The sequence below is a fragment of the Streptomyces poriferorum genome, from assembly GCF_019399235.1.
Taxonomy (GTDB): domain Bacteria; phylum Actinomycetota; class Actinomycetes; order Streptomycetales; family Streptomycetaceae; genus Streptomyces; species Streptomyces poriferorum.
Genome location: NZ_JAELVH010000001.1, coordinates 91314 through 105198, shown reverse-complemented (window position 1 = coordinate 105198; position 13885 = coordinate 91314). Strand labels below are relative to the sequence as shown.

The 13885-nt window shown below is 69.1% G+C and carries 12 protein-coding genes and 3 pseudogenes; 7 read left to right on the top strand and 8 right to left on the bottom strand.

What is annotated here, in order from left to right; genetic code table 11:
• Positions 1 to 96 precede the first annotated feature (96 nt).
• Positions 97 to 813 carry a L,D-transpeptidase family protein gene (locus tag JGS39_RS00290; RefSeq protein WP_219566445.1) on the top strand — a complete coding sequence of 239 codons (717 nt, stop codon included), beginning with the start codon at positions 97 to 99 and terminating at the stop codon, positions 811 to 813.
• A gap of 18 nt (positions 814 to 831) precedes the next feature.
• On the opposite strand, the gene JGS39_RS00285 is transcribed toward JGS39_RS00290, so the two are convergent.
• Complete coding sequence (locus tag JGS39_RS00285; RefSeq protein WP_219566426.1) at positions 832 to 3765, bottom strand: FAD-binding and (Fe-S)-binding domain-containing protein; 2934 nt, start codon at positions 3763 to 3765, stop codon at positions 832 to 834.
• Positions 3766 to 3808: 43 nt separating this feature from the next.
• On the bottom strand, positions 3809 to 4252 hold the full coding sequence (locus JGS39_RS00280; protein WP_219566425.1) for a MarR family winged helix-turn-helix transcriptional regulator: 444 nt from the start codon (positions 4250 to 4252) through the stop codon (positions 3809 to 3811).
• A gap of 260 nt (positions 4253 to 4512) precedes the next feature.
• Here JGS39_RS00280 and JGS39_RS00275 point away from each other — a divergent pair, with 260 nt between their 5' ends.
• Together JGS39_RS00275 and mltG are read left to right on the top strand one after the other, a co-directional pair.
• Positions 4513 to 6324 (top strand): ABC transporter ATP-binding protein, encoded by a 1812-nt coding sequence (locus JGS39_RS00275; protein ID WP_219566424.1) that lies wholly within the window; start codon positions 4513 to 4515, stop codon positions 6322 to 6324.
• A gap of 431 nt (positions 6325 to 6755) precedes the next feature.
• Complete coding sequence (gene mltG, locus JGS39_RS00270) at positions 6756 to 7607, top strand: endolytic transglycosylase MltG (protein ID WP_219566423.1); 852 nt, start codon at positions 6756 to 6758, stop codon at positions 7605 to 7607.
• Between the two features lie 7 nt (positions 7608 to 7614).
• Here the strand turns inward: mltG and JGS39_RS00265 are convergent, their stop codons facing one another.
• Positions 7615 to 8706: an NAD(P)-binding domain-containing protein gene (locus tag JGS39_RS00265; RefSeq protein WP_219566422.1), complete on the bottom strand. Its 1092-nt coding sequence runs from the start codon at positions 8704 to 8706 to the stop codon at positions 7615 to 7617.
• A 133-nt stretch (positions 8707 to 8839) separates the two neighbouring features.
• Between JGS39_RS00265 and JGS39_RS00260 the strand changes: the two genes are divergently transcribed.
• A complete protein-coding gene (locus JGS39_RS00260; protein WP_219566421.1) occupies positions 8840 to 9262 on the top strand; it encodes a YjbQ family protein in 423 nt (140 codons plus the stop codon).
• A gap of 428 nt (positions 9263 to 9690) precedes the next feature.
• Here JGS39_RS00260 and JGS39_RS00255 read toward each other — a convergent pair whose 3' ends face one another.
• A complete protein-coding gene (locus tag JGS39_RS00255; protein ID WP_219566420.1) occupies positions 9691 to 10851 on the bottom strand; it encodes a hypothetical protein in 1161 nt (386 codons plus the stop codon).
• Between the two features lie 112 nt (positions 10852 to 10963).
• Positions 10964 to 11140: pseudogene (locus JGS39_RS42070) on the bottom strand (hypothetical protein); the annotation flags it as partial.
• Here JGS39_RS42070 and JGS39_RS00250 point away from each other — a divergent pair.
• Positions 11066 to 11299 (top strand): hypothetical protein, encoded by a 234-nt coding sequence (locus JGS39_RS00250; protein ID WP_219566419.1) that lies wholly within the window; start codon positions 11066 to 11068, stop codon positions 11297 to 11299. The pseudogene JGS39_RS42070 and the gene JGS39_RS00250 sit on opposite strands and share 75 nt — an antisense overlap.
• Before the next feature lie 521 nt (positions 11300 to 11820).
• Positions 11821 to 12051 carry a hypothetical protein gene (locus tag JGS39_RS00245; protein ID WP_219566418.1) on the top strand — a complete coding sequence of 77 codons (231 nt, stop codon included), beginning with the start codon at positions 11821 to 11823 and terminating at the stop codon, positions 12049 to 12051.
• 127 nt (positions 12052 to 12178) lie between these two features.
• Here JGS39_RS00245 and JGS39_RS00240 read toward each other — a convergent pair whose 3' ends face one another.
• Positions 12179 to 12532, bottom strand: a complete 354-nt coding sequence (locus JGS39_RS00240) for a hypothetical protein (protein WP_219566417.1) — start codon at positions 12530 to 12532, stop codon at positions 12179 to 12181.
• Between the two features lie 256 nt (positions 12533 to 12788).
• On the opposite strand from JGS39_RS00240, the pseudogene JGS39_RS00235 reads away from it, so the two are divergent.
• Positions 12789 to 13106, top strand: a pseudogene (locus tag JGS39_RS00235) (transposase); the annotation flags it as partial.
• Here the strand turns inward: JGS39_RS00235 and JGS39_RS00230 are convergent.
• Positions 13087 to 13313: pseudogene (locus JGS39_RS00230) on the bottom strand (transposase); the annotation flags it as partial. The pseudogenes JGS39_RS00235 and JGS39_RS00230 sit on opposite strands and share 20 nt — an antisense overlap.
• Before the next feature lie 123 nt (positions 13314 to 13436).
• Positions 13437 to 13874 carry a hypothetical protein gene (locus tag JGS39_RS00225; RefSeq protein ID WP_219566416.1) on the bottom strand — a complete coding sequence of 146 codons (438 nt, stop codon included), beginning with the start codon at positions 13872 to 13874 and terminating at the stop codon, positions 13437 to 13439.
• Positions 13875 to 13885 lie beyond the last annotated feature (11 nt).

Here is a 13885-nt window from a genome sequence, read left to right as displayed (position 1 = left end):
GATTGCGCACGCATTCGCCGGACTCCGCAGACCAGGGCGCCCCCGGACCCCGCGTGGTGCGAGCATGGACGGATGCTTATAGCCGGTGCGGTACGAGTGGTGGCCTCGGCGGCCGCCTGCGGTGTCCTGTTCACGACCCTGACGTCGTGCGGCGACGGACAGGAACCGAAGAAGGCGGACGCTCGGTCGGCCGATGCCCGCAAGGACAAGGCCGAGGAGCGGACCACAGGCCTGAAACGCATCCCTGACGTGGGCGACCGGCTGTGGTCGGAGATCCCGGACGACTCCCGCCAGGTCGTCGCCGTGTACGGCGCGGGCAAGAACTCCGCGGACTCCACGGTCGTGCTGTACACCCGGACCGACTCCACCTGGGACAAGGCCGCCGGCTGGAAGGCCCACAACGGCCGCAAGGGCTGGACCACCGAGCACCACGAGGACGACAAACGCTCCCCGGTCGGCGTCTTCACCCTCACCGACGCGGGCGGCGCACTGCCGGACCCGGGTGCCCTGCTCCCGTACACCGAGTCCGCCGCCATCCAGGCGCCCCGCTACTGGGCCAAGCCGTACTGGCACGACTTCGACTACGTCATCGCCATCGACTACAACCGCGTCAAGGGCACCGCCCCCAACGACCCGACGCGCCCGCAGGGCCAGTCCAAGGGCGGCAGCATCTGGCTGCACATGGACCACGGCAGTGGCACATCGGCCTGCGTGAGCCTGCCGAAGGCGGCCATGGTGAAGCTGCTGCGCACCCTCGACCCGAAGCAGAACCCGGTCGTGGTGATGGGCGACCGAGCAGGCCTCAAGGCCTGAGCGGCCGCCGCCCGGTGCTCACGCGGGCCCGGGGCGGGTCACCCGCTCCAGCTCCATCAGCGCCGAGTGGTACGAACGCCCCGTCGCCCGGTCCATGCCGATCTCGCACATGCGGTTCGCGCACAGATAGGTGTCGTACTCCCGGGTGTTCACCTCGGCGGCCTCCTTCGCCGTGGCCGAAGCCGTCAGCTCCTTGTGCAGCATGCCCCGGTCGCCCGCGAAGCCGCAGCACGCGGCGTCGTCCGGGATCACGACCTCCTCCGCGCAGGCTGCCGCGACCGTGCGCAACTGGTCGACGTCGTCGAGATGCTCCATCGAGCACGTCGGGTGCAGAACCGCCGAACCGGACTTCCTCAGCACAGTCAGCTCGGGCAGGAGCTCGTCGGCCGCCCACACCAGCGAGTCGACCACCGTCAGCTCCCGGTGCAGCTTCCGGTTGTCCTCGGTCAGATACGGCACCACCTCGTGGGCGATGCCCAGCGTGCACGAGGAGGCGTCGACGACCAGGGGCAGCTTTCCGCCGGCGGTCCAGCCCCAGGCGGCCTCGACGATCCGGTTGGCCATCACCGCGTTCCCGGCGTCGTACCCCTTGGAGTGCCAGATCGTCGCGCAGCAGGTGCCCGCGACATCGTCCGGAATCCAGACGGGCTTCCCGGCACGGGCCGAGACGAGGACCACCGCCTGCGGCAGTGACGGGCCACGATGCCCCTCCGGGCCGCCGAAGATGCGGTTGACGCAGGCCGGGTAGTAGACCGCGCTCGCCCCCACCCTGGAGGTGCGGGGCAGCTTCCGGGCTGCAGCGCCCGGGATCTCCGGAAGCCATTCGGGCACCAGATCGGGGCGTACGGCCTTGCGGGCGAGTCCGGTGACTCCCTGGAGCAGCCGGTCGTCGATCTTGTCGGCCGCCGCGACCGCCAGCCGGGCGGCTGCTTCGACCACGCGGAAGTTCTTCGCGGTGAGCGCGGCGATCCGCTCCTCGCGCGGGGAGTGCCGTTGGTGGCGGAAGTCCTTCATCATGGCGCCCGTGTCGATGCCGACGGGGCAGGCGAGCTTGCACGTGGAGTCGCCCGCACAGGTGTCGACGGCGTCGTACCCGTAGGCGTCGAGCAGTCCCGCTTCCACCGGTGAACCGCCTGGCTGCCGCATCATCTCGCGGCGCAGCACGATGCGCTGGCGCGGTGAGGTGGTCAGGTCGTGGCTGGGACAGGTCGGTTCGCAGAATCCGCATTCGATGCAGGGGTCGGCAACCGCCTCGACCTTGGGAATGGTCTTCAGCCCGCGCAGATGGGCCTTCGGGTCGCGGTCCAGCACGATCCGGGGGGCCAGGACACCATCGGGGTCGATGACCTGCTTCGTACGCCACATCAGCTCGGTCGCCCGGGGCCCCCACTCCAGCTCCAGGAACGGCGCGATGTTGCGGCCCGTGGCGTGCTCCGCCTTGAGCGATCCGTCGAACCGCTCCACGGTGAGCCGGCAGAAGTCCTCCATGAACGCGGCGTACCGGTCGACGTCGGACTGCTTCGCGGCGTCGAACGCCAGCAGGAAGTGCAGATTGCCGTGGGCCGCGTGGCCCGCGACGGCGGCATCGAAACCGTGCTCCGCCTGGAGCCCCAGCAAGGCCTCGCAGGCATCGGCCAGCCGGGAGGGCGGGACCGCGAAGTCCTCCGTGATCAGCGTCGTACCGGACGGGCGGGAGCCGCCGACGGCGGTGACGAAGGCCTTGCGGGCCTTCCAGTAGGCGGAGATGGTGCGGGCCTCCCGGGTGAACTCGTTGGTCACCGAGGTGACGGGACGGACCAGCTCCAGCTGCCGCACGACCCCGGCCGCAGCCTCCTCGTACGCCTCCTGGCCCGCTTCGTCGGGAGCGCGGAACTCCACCAGCAGGGCCGCGGTCTCCTTCGGCAGCCCAGCCCAGTCGGCGGGCACCCCCTTGACGCTGACCGAGGCGCGCAGGGTGTTGCCGTCCATCAGCTCCACGGCGATGGCGCCGGCTTCGTTGAACAACGGGACGGCTGCCGCAGCCGCGGTCAGGGAGGGGAAGAAGAGCAGCGCGGTGGAGATCATGCGGTCCAGTGGCAGCGTGTCGAAGACGACCTCGGAGATGAATCCGAAGGTCCCTTCCGAACCGACCATGAGGCCGCGCAGGATCTCGACCGGCGTCGATCCGTCCAGGAAGGCGTCCAGCCGGTAGCCGTTGGTGTTCTTGATCTCGTACTTGGCGCGGATCCGGGCGGTGAGCGCGGCGTCGGCCTCGATCTCCGCCTTCAGGGCGAGCAGCTCCTCGCAGAGCCGCGGATCCGCGTGTGCCAGGTCCTCGTCCGCCGCCGGATCGCCGGTGTCCACCACCGTGCCGCTGGGCAGCACGACGGTGAGGGAGGAGACGGTGCGGTACGAATTCCGGGTGGTCCCGGCGGTCATGCCGGAGGCGTTGTTGGCGACCACGCCCCCGATCGTGCAGGCGATCGCGCTCGCCGGGTCGGGCCCCAGAAGCCGGCCGTGCCGGGCGAGGGTGGCGTTCGCCCGCATGACTGTCGTCCCCGGGCGGATCCGGGCCCGCGCGCCCCCGTCGAGGACCTCGATACCGGCCCAGTGGTGGCGTACGTCCACGAGGATGTCCTCGCCCTGTGCCTGGCCGTTCAGGCTGGTGCCCGCCGCCCGGAACACGACGTTGCGGCCCTTGCCGTGGGCGTACGAAAGGATCGCGGAGATGTCGTCGATGTCCTCCGGAACGACGACGACCTGGGGAACGAACCGGTACGGGCTGGCGTCGGAGGCGTACCGCACCAGGTCGGAGATCTTCCAGAGCACCTTCTGCGGGCCCAGGAGGGCGGTCAGATCGCCCCGCAGCGGCTCGGGAGTGCCGGGTGCCTGCGCGTCGGGAACCCGGTCGTGGGACGGAGGGCGCGCCACCCCGGGGCGCAGGGATTCCGGGTTCGGTTCGAGCAGTGGCATGTCCAGATCCCCTCGGCGGCTCGGCGCGACGCTTCGCGCCCGGTCAGCAGCTGCGCTCCGGCATTCCGTTGACCAGAGCGGTCAGCAGACCGCCGAGCACCTCACGCTGATCGGCGGTCAGTGGAGCCAGGATCTCCTCTGCGGCGGCCCGGCGCGCGTTGCGCAGCGACCGCAGCGTGGCGACGCCCTCGTCCGTGATCTCGATCCGGACCACCCGGCGGCTGTCCGGATCGGGTGTCCGGCGCACCCGGCCACTGGCCTCCAGCCCGTCGACCAGGGTGGTCACGGCGCGGGGGACGACGTCGAGACGCTGTGCGAGATCCGCCATCCGTGGAGGGCCGTCGCAGTGCGCGACGGTGCGCAGCAGCCGGAACTGCGCGGGGGTGATGCCGATCGGTTCCAGCTGACGGCTCTGAATGCGCTGGAGCCTGCGGGTCAGCCGCAGCAGCTGTTCGGCGAGTACGCCGTCGGGGTCGGGGGTGTCCATGACGGGAACCATGACGGGAACAATATCAGGACCTTGTTCATTGTGAGTATAGGTAACAATGAGCTATGCTCTCATCTGTCCGACCGTCAAGCGCCGCTCCGACGGTCAGGGCCGGCTCCGACCGCCGAGGGTCGGGAGGCCCGGCCCCGGGGCCTGTCGGCGGCCACCCGGCCACCGCCCTGCCACGCTGTGGACGCGCACGCTGTCGCAAGCCCCCGCGTCCGCCCGTCCCTGTTGTCGCACGCCTGACGAAGGAGCCCATGAAACCCGACGAACCCACGTGGACACCCCCGCCCCGGGAGGCCGCCCAGCCGCCTGCCGAGCTGCGCCGCATCCTCCGTCTCTTCCATCCCTACCGCGGCCGCCTCGCGGTGGTCGGACTGCTCGTCGGCGCCTCGTCGCTGGTGTCGGTCGCCTCTCCGTTCCTGCTGCGCGAGATCCTGGACACCGCCATCCCGCAGGGGCGTACCGGACTGCTCTCGCTGCTCGCCCTCGGCATGATCCTCACCGCGGTGATGAACAGCGTCTTCGGTGTGCTCCAGACGCTCATCTCCACCACGGTGGGCCAGCGGGTCATGCACGACCTGCGCACCGCCGTCTACACGCAGCTCCAGCGGATGCCGCTCGCCTTCTTCACGAAGACCCGCACGGGGGAGGTCCAGTCCCGGATCGCCAACGACATCGGCGGCATGCAGGCCACCGTCACCTCGACGGCGACCTCCCTGGTCTCCAACCTCACCGCGGTGATCGCCACGGTCGTCGCCATGCTGGCGCTCGACTGGCGGCTCACCGTCGTCTCGCTGCTCCTGCTGCCGGTCTTCGTCTGGATCAGCCGCCGGGTCGGCCGCGAGCGGAAGAAGATCACCACCCAGCGCCAGAAGCAGATGGCCGCCATGGCGGCCACCGTCACGGAATCGCTCTCCGTCAGCGGCATCCTGCTCGGCCGCACGATGGGCCGCTCGGACTCGCTGACCAAGGGATTCGCCGAGGAGTCCGAGCGCCTGGTCGACCTCGAAGTGCGCTCCAGCATGGCCGGGCGCTGGCGGATGTCGACGATCGGCATCGTGATGGCCGCCATGCCGGCCGTCATCTACTGGGCCGCCGGCATCGCCCTGCAGTCCGGTGGTCCCGACGTCTCGATCGGCACGCTGGTGGCCTTCGTCTCGCTCCAGCAGGGCCTCTTCCGGCCCGCCGTGAGCCTGCTCTCCACCGGGGTGCAGATGCAGACGTCCCTCGCCCTCTTCCAGCGCATCTTCGAATACCTCGACCTCACGGTGGACATCACCGAGCCGGAGAAGCCGGTGCGCCTGGAGAAGATCCGCGGTGAGGTCCGCTTCGAGAACGTCGACTTCAGCTACGACGAGAAGAGCGGTCCGACCCTCAGCGGCGTCGATGTGACCGTGCCCGCCGGAGCCAGCCTGGCCGTCGTCGGTCCCACCGGCTCCGGCAAGTCCACCCTCAGCTATCTCGTGCCGAGGCTCTACGACGTCACCGGCGGCCGTGTCACGCTCGACGGGGTCGACGTGCGCGAACTGGACTTCGACACCCTCGCCAGGGCGGTCGGCGTGGTCTCCCAGGAGACGTACCTCTTCCACGCCTCGGTCGCCGAGAACCTGCGCTTCGCGAAACCGGACGCGACCGAAGAGGAGATCGAGGCGGCGGCCCGCGCCGCACAGATCCACGATCACATCACCTCCCTTCCCGACGGCTACGACACCCTCGTCGGTGAACGCGGCTACCGGTTCTCGGGAGGCGAGAAGCAACGCCTGGCCATTGCCCGCACGATCCTGCGCGATCCGCCGGTGCTGATCCTCGACGAGGCGACGAGCGCTCTCGACACCCGCACCGAATTCGCCGTACAGGAGGCGATCGACGCGCTCTCCGCCGGCCGTACGACGATCACCATCGCCCACCGGCTCTCCACCGTGCGCGATGCCGACCAGATCGTCGTCCTCGACGCCGGCCGCACCGCCGAGCGCGGCAGCCACGAGGAACTGCTGCGACAGGACGGGCGGTACGCGGCCCTGGTCCGCAGGGACGACACCCGGCTCGCCGCCCCCGTGGCGGGCTGACCGGCCGGGGCCGGGGGTGCGATGCGGCATGGATCCCCGGCCGTGAGAGCTTTCCCCGGGGCATACGGCCGCACGCGACGGCGCCGCCGCTCCCGTGGGACGGGGAACGACGGCGCCGGGTGGAGCAATGGTCAGATGAGCCAACCCACGAAGTGGACGACGCCGGCCAGCAGGTTGGTGATCAGGTTCATCGGGTGTTTCTCCTTGTGCATGGTGAATCTCTGGGACAGCACAGTCGCGGTCTGCAGCCCGTCGCTTGCGCCCTGTAATCATCAACCGCCGTCAGTCAGTTGAGCAACGAATGCCCATACGATCACGCGTTCCAGCGAACACCCGATCCCCTGTTCGTGTGTTCGTGTCGCGTGGTGCGCACCGCGTGTCGTCAAGGACGAGGTACCGACGGCACGATCCGCGCGGGATAGCGTGCCCGCATGGTGAACGAGTCCCCGGACACCCGTCCCCACCGCAGGATCCGCCCGACCCGGCGAGGTCGTCTGCTGCTGCTCATCGCCGCCGTACTCGTACTCGGGGTGGCCGCCGCCGTCCTCGTACCGCTGCTGACCAGGGAACCGAAGACCACCGAACAGGCTCGCTCCCTGGTGATTCCGGAGGGCTGGCGCGCTTCACAGGTGTACGTGGCCGCAGACAAGGCCCTGGGCGAACCCGCCGGCACCACGGAGAAGGCCGTCGCGACGGCGGACCTGCCGCTGCCGGCCGAGGCGAAGGGCAACCCCGAGGGTTACCTCTTCCCGGCGACGTACCCCGTCACCTCGGGCACGACCCCGAAGGGCCTGCTGCGCTACATGGTCGACACGGCGCGGAGCCGCTTCGGCGCGGAGCACATCACGGCCGGAGCGCAGCGCAACAACGTCACCGTGTACCAGACGGTGGCGATCGCCAGTGTCGTCCAGGCCGAGGCGGACACCGCGCCCGACATGGGGAAGGTCGCCCGGGTCATCCACAACCGGCTCGACCGCGGCATGCCCCTCCAGATGGACTCCACGCTCAACTACGCGTTGGACCGCAGCACTCTGGACACCACCACGGGCGACACGAAGATCGACAGCCCGTACAACAGCTACGAACACAAGGGACTCCCGCCCACGCCCATCGGCAACCCCGGTGAGCAGGCGATGGTGGCAGCGATCAGCCCCACCCCCGGCCCCTGGCTGTACTTCGTCACGGTCGCGCCCGGCGACACCCGCTTCACCGACGACTACGCGGAGCAGCAGCGCAACGTGGCCGAGTTCAACCGCAACCGCCGCAGCGCGGGAACCGGCTGACCAGCGCTCACGCGGACACGGGCAAGGCCCCCTCCGCGGCGGACCCGGCGCGCTCCAGCAGCCGGCCGATCCCGCGTACGGCAGAGCGGCCGGCCCGGTTCGCGCCGATGGTGCTGGCGGACGGCCCGTATCCGACCAGATGGACGCGCTCGTCGCGCGCGGCCCGCGTTCCTTCGATCCGGATCCCGCCGCCGGGCTCACGGAGCCTCAGCGGGGCGAGGTGGTCGACGGCGGCCCGGAAGCCCGTCGCCCAGAGGATGACGTCTGCCTCGACGGTGCGGCCGTCGTCCCAGGCCACGCCGTCCCGCGTGATCCGGTCGAACATGGGCAGCCGGTCGAGCACCCCCGACTCGCGGGCCCGCCGGACCGCGTCGGTGACCGGCAGCCCGGTGACGCTCACGACACTCTGCGGCGGCAGCCCGCGCCGTACCCGCTCCTCCACCATGGCCACGGCCGCCCGGCCCTGATCGGCACCGAACGGACCCTCCCGGAACACCGGCGGCCGGCGCGTCACCCAGTAGGTCTCCGCCGCCACCTCGGCGATCTCCATCAGGTGCTGCGTCCCGGAGGCCCCACCGCCCACGACCACCACGCGCTGCCCGGCGAACCCGGCCGGCCCCGGGTAGTCCGCCGTATGCAACTGCTGCCCACGGAAGGTCTCCTGCCCCGGGTAGCGCGGCCAGAACGGCCGGTCCCAGGTCCCGGTGGCATTGATCAGGGCGCGCGTGGCGTACGTCCCCTCGGACGTCTCGACGAGCAGCCGCCCGCCCACACCCTCACGCACGGCGCTCACCTCGACGGGCCGGTGCACCCGCAGGTCGAAGGTGTGCTCGTAGGTGTCGAAGTACCCCCCGATCACCTCGGACGAGGGCCGGCTGTCGTCGGCACCCGTCAGCTCCATGCCGGGCAGGGCGTGCATGCCGTGCACCTTGCCGTACGTCAACGAGGGCCAGCGGAACTGCCAGGCACCGCCGGCGCGAGGAGCATGGTCGAGGACCACGAAGTCGCGGTCCGGTGCCAGGCCGCTGCGACGCAGGTGGTAGGCGCTGGACAGCCCAGCCTGCCCGGCGCCGATGACCACGACATCCACTGAGCGCATCCCGAGATCGTTCACGCTTCTACTAACCGCAGCGGCTGCGCGGATCTTCCCGATGGCCCCTCCAGCCGCTCCGACCGGCACCGTCCCGGTAGGTGATCGCGCAATCCCGCGGTGCGGGCAGGACAATGTGCCCATGTCCTCTGCGTTCACCACCAGCGTCCTGCACATCACCACGGGCACCACGGAGACCGTCACCGATCTGACGTCCGACTGCGAGCAGTTCCTCACCCGGACGGCAGCGGGCCGCGACGGCCTGCTCAACATCTTCGTCCCGCACGCGACCGCCGGAATCGCGGTACTGGAGACCGGCGCGGGCAGCGACGACGACCTCCTCAGCGCCCTGCACGCCCTGCTCCCCGCGGACGACCGCTGGCAACACCGCCACGGCAGCCCGGGCCACGGCCGCGACCACGTGCTCCCGGCTTTCGTCCCGCCGCACGCGACGCTGCCCGTGATCGGGGGGCGGCTGGAGCTGGGGACCTGGCAGTCGGTGTGCCTGGTCGACACGAACGTCGACAATGCCAACCGTCAGGTGCGGCTGTCGTTCCTCGGGTAGGTCCGAGGAAGTCACGACTGCAGGGGTGATGTCTGGCCGGGCCAAGTGAGAGGGCGCGTGAGGTTTGGGCCACGGTGTGCGGTTGGTCCTGTGCCGCGATGATCTGCTCGCCGAATCGGCAGCGGGCAGGTCGAGGGAGGAGGCGGCAAAGTCGAATGCTCGGCCGTTCAAGCGGCGATCGGCGCGCTGTCTCATTGCCACGGCCATGTAGGCGGCGAGGCCTGCCCACGTGGTGCGCGGCCTGGTGGCTGAGTTGGGCTTCGCCGGGTCCTGCTCGCCCAGGCGTTGCGGTGGGCTGCATTCTCACGGCCCCGATGATGGTGGCAGTGCGCCGCCCGGTGGCCGCCAGAAGGGCGGCTGCTCCGTTCTCGACGCACTGGTAGGTCAAGCTGACCTGCTGCCGCCGACGATCAGCATCGTCATTGGCCTCACCCTTCTGCCTCGCCAGTCGAACCGGCCGATGCCGCGCGGAGAAAAACCAACGCGGCCAGTAGGACCATTGCCGTCTGGTGGCGCGAGGGAATCGACTCCCACAGATCGTGAGCGATGGTGTTTCGGAGGTTCGGCCCCGCAGTCGGTTCGGCAAGCAGTAACAGAAAGCTGCTGGCCCATGTGCTTCCGGCCAGGTCCGGACTATCGGCCAGGGAGCGCAGGAGCCCCCCTGACTGGCCTACACCTCCCGCGGATTCGCCCTTAGCCAAGTGGATCACGGGAATGTGCTGCTGGAGGTAGCGGCGGAGGATGCCCTCGACCAGGGGGACGGCGACGAATACGGCGGTCTCGTCGTACTCCCAGTACAGCTGAAAGGCGCGGGCCAGCAGTCTGGCGCGCTCGGCGGGAACGACCGGACCGGTGAGCGCCGTTGTCATCTGCCGGACGCTGGGCTCGAAGCGCTCCCACAGCACGTAAAGCTGGTAGCTGATCAAGACGCCGGTCAGTTCGAGACCGATGACGCGCTGATCCTGCCCTGGGGCCTGCTGCTGTCCCGTGCTGTGGACGAGCACTGGGCCGGCTGCGTTGATCCGGTTCGTGTCGAGACGGAGGAACGAGGGCTGCAGCCCCTGTTCGTCGCCCTCGTCCGCCGATTCGGGCTGCGGAGGTACCGGGTGGTCGGCGACGCGCTGCAGCGCGTCCTCCAGGTCCTTGGCCTCGCCGATGTAGGCACTGGCGGCGTCGAAGAGTTCTTCCGGCATACCGGTGTCGAAGCGCACCTTCTGGAGTTCCAGGTCCTCGCGGGTCAGCGTCTGCTGCTTCATGCGGATGTCCGTGTGCAGGTCGGTGAGGCCCTTGTCACGGGCATGCACAGCGGCCTCGGTGAGCATCATTAGCTTCGCGACGCCCGTGAATCCTTCTGCCGCGTCGGTGTAGGTGGTGGCGATGGCTCGGTTGATCCGCTCGACGCCGCCGGGGTCGCCCTTGGTGACCGTCGCGAGGTCACGCAGGAAGGAGACCCGGACGTGTGGGTCGCGCCGGTAATGCTCGGACGCGCGCTCCGCGACAGGTAGGGCATGGGCATGCCACTTGGGCCTCTCCACGAGCGGGTTGAGTAGGGTTCCCACGACACCGGGCCGCTCGTCGTCCCTGTCCATCTCCGCGCCGGCCCGGGCGACCATAGCCGCCGATGCCCGCGGCGACGGGCAGGTTCACCGAGAGGGCGAGCTTGAACGCGCGCACGAGCGAGTCTGCCGCGCGCAGCTTGCCGCCCGACATCTGGGGCGCTGCTTCGAACCAGTCCGCCGACTCGACGTAGGAATCCACTGCCGCCCGAAGGTGCTCGATCTTGGGACGGCCGACGCTGACGGCGTGCAGAAGGTCGCGAAGGCGGCCACGGACGCCCGGGTGGTCGGCTTCTGCGGCGTACGCGGCCCAGATTTCCATCGTCCGCCCGCTGATCTCGGACAGATCACGGGGCCACGGCTGCCGCCCGGCTCCTACGTACGTGCCGACGAAGCTGCCATCGGTGCCCAGGTAGAACAGGAACCCGGCCCGGAGCGTTTCGACGTGCTCCGCGTCGAGTTTCTCGGCCGGGTTCCCTGACGCGGTACCCAGCCGGTCGGAGATGTCGGAGTAGAGAACGAAACCCTGGGACGCCGCGTTTAGGGCGTCCAACGTGGCACCATCGATCATGATCATGAATCCTTCTCCGAGAGGTTCCCCGAACGCCAGCTGGACCAATACGGAAGCGGCGGACGCCCGCGTCAGTCCAGCTGATGCCGGGCCCAGAGTAGTGGTCGAAATCTCAGCACTTCTTCGCATTCTCCTGAGTGGCCTGCTATTTGGCAGACTGTGAGATACGCGTATACGTCCTGCTACGAGGAGATCCACTGGGCGCTGCAGCGGGCCGCTCAGTCTGGGCCGTGAGACCGTGGCGGGCGTAAAGTCCGCACAGTTGGGGAGAGGGAATGACTCAGCCGACAGCAGCGGTGGTCGCGGTGTCTGAGATGGTGGTGGTCCGAGCCTTGGAACTGGCAGGCAATCGCCTGATGAGCCGGAACGGCCGGAGCGACCGAGGCGCTCTGCAGCGTATGCTCCCTTGGGACCGACACTCATTCTTCCGGGTGGCCGGGGATGAGGCGGACAGAGCGCTCGCTGACGTCTGGGAGGCTCCCGCGTCGCGCGGGGTGCCGGAAGAGCTGCTGCGCGTACTGGACACCTACGTCCGGCTGCTTCTGGCGTCCGGCCACTCCTTGCACCGCTCCGACCTGGTGCAGACGCTATCTGGGATGCCCCAGCAGGTCGTCCTGCCGTGGGAGGCGGATGAGGCGTCCGCGACGTCTGCCACTTTCTGACCCCGCCGCACCGTTCGTCAGCCACCGATCCCCCGCCTCCGCTCCGTCCTTGTTTGGCGGTGCCACTGGCATGATCCTCTGCGTGTCCGACGCCGTGACGTCTGGGGCCGACCCTCGGAAGTGAGCTTCAGGACAGCTGATTCGGCTTGCGGGGAGGGGTGCCGGACGGCGGCGGCAGGGCGGCTCTTGTCGGCTCTGCCGCGCAGGCGCTCCGGAGGCGCCCCTCCATCTCGCTCGTCAGCTCAGTCAACCGTGCGTACAGCGCCTGTTCCTGCTTGGACAGGTTCCCGGACTTCATTTTCGCCAGCAGCTCGTCCGTGGCGTCCGACAGGACACCCATGCAGATCTGCGCCGCCTCGTCGAAGCCGAGATCGTACTCGTTGCGGTAGGTCGCCAGCACGCCTTCCTTGGCCGCGTCTCGTACCGCCAGGCCGAGTCCGCGCCACAACTGCTTGCCCAACGACACACTGTCTGTTGACATGTTGCCCTCCCCTTCTCTGTACTCCCACCGAAGCCCCTGAAGGCATCGCCCGATTGGCCTAGTTCGCGATCACGCCCTCTACTCCGGGCCCTCAGCTTGGCGTTTCACCTTGCAGGTCACTCGACCTGCTGATCTGCGGTTCTCCCCGGGACAGCGAAGACGGCCGTTCTCCACGCTTCGAGATGTCGAGTCACGAATTGCGAAAGAACGGCTGCTGCCCATGAGTGTCCCTGGCCAGGTGTTCGCAGGTGAGGCGTTGGGCGTGCTGTCCCGCTTTCGGGTCGAGTTCTACGATTCTCTGTGTGCCCGTGCGGACACGCTCTTCGAGCTGACGGACGCGATCCTGTGCGCGGACGGGCCGGTCATGATACTCGTCGAGCTGTCGATGGCCGCCGAACACCGGCATGGCCAAGGTGCTCTGTATGCAGCCCTGGACCGGGGCTGGGCCGAGCCAGCACGACTGCCTCGCGCACTTACCCGCCTGCCGGTGCCCCGGGCGGCAAGCGGACGGATCGTGCGGGTCGTGGACGTGTCCAACTGGCTCCGCCCGGATGCCTGGCCTCGGCCCACTCGGCGAACCGCCGGGAGGCCGTCGCCCCGGGAAGGCCGAAGCCCGGTGGCAGTTGGTTCAGGTGCAGCCGGAGGTGGCCACGGAGATGATCGCCGCCAGCACTTCACGGTCTCCTCGCCGATGGTGCCCTCCGCCCTGCGTGCGAACCGGTGCCGGCGGCACCACTGGTAAGGCAATCAACACGGAGGCGGCAGCATGCGGCGAGAGTATGGAGCACCCACGTCGGACGCCGGACCGGGGGCGTAGCTCCAACGAACGCCCGCCTGGAAAGTAGGCCATGCACCAGTTGAGCTGATGGCCCGTAAGGGAGACCGGTTCGTGCGCATGCGCATCTCAGTCTTGCACCGGGGCACCGGTGCCATGAACATGGAAAGTGAGCTCCGTGATCCGGCCTGACTGGATCACCGGGCCGTGCTGAACTCCACCGTTGACGTTGTTGTGTACGGGTACCGGGCGGGCCACGGATGTGTTGACCAGCTGCCGGAGAGAGGTCAGCACCTCATGCAGCTCGGCGCTGGTGACAGCGGCCGTCTGTAGAAGCCTGTACAGGTCCGTGTGCCATCGGTCCGTGATCTCAAAGGTGGCTTCCGCGTCGCCAGCAAGCAGCCTGGTCCGTGCGGCGTCAAGGTCGGCGATCGTGGTGCCGCCTGCATCAGCACGTGACAAGAGCCGGCCGACGAGTGCACGCGCCTGCGTCCAAGAATCGGTGACCATGAGTGAGACCAACGTGGTCGCTCCCGAGGCGGCGAGAGCGGTGAACTCGGCTTCCATTGGTTCCTTTC

Excerpts from the sequence above, each read along its gene's own strand:
- JGS39_RS00285 (WP_219566426.1), bottom strand. The coding sequence starts at position 3,765 with ATGCCACTGCTCGAACCGAACCCGGAATCCCTGCGCCCCGGGGTGGCG.
- JGS39_RS00280 (WP_219566425.1), bottom strand. The coding sequence starts at position 4,252 with ATGGACACCCCCGACCCCGACGGCGTACTCGCCGAACAGCTGCTGCGG.
- JGS39_RS00275 (WP_219566424.1), top strand. The coding sequence starts at position 4,513 with ATGAAACCCGACGAACCCACGTGGACACCCCCGCCCCGGGAGGCCGCC.
- mltG (WP_219566423.1), top strand. The coding sequence starts at position 6,756 with ATGGTGAACGAGTCCCCGGACACCCGTCCCCACCGCAGGATCCGCCCG.
- JGS39_RS00265 (WP_219566422.1), bottom strand. The coding sequence starts at position 8,706 with ATGCGCTCAGTGGATGTCGTGGTCATCGGCGCCGGGCAGGCTGGGCTG.
- JGS39_RS00260 (WP_219566421.1), top strand. The coding sequence starts at position 8,840 with ATGTCCTCTGCGTTCACCACCAGCGTCCTGCACATCACCACGGGCACC.
- JGS39_RS00255 (WP_219566420.1), bottom strand. The coding sequence starts at position 10,851 with ATGGACAGGGACGACGAGCGGCCCGGTGTCGTGGGAACCCTACTCAAC.
- JGS39_RS00240 (WP_219566417.1), bottom strand. The coding sequence starts at position 12,532 with ATGTCAACAGACAGTGTGTCGTTGGGCAAGCAGTTGTGGCGCGGACTC.
- JGS39_RS00225 (WP_219566416.1), bottom strand. The coding sequence starts at position 13,874 with ATGGAAGCCGAGTTCACCGCTCTCGCCGCCTCGGGAGCGACCACGTTG.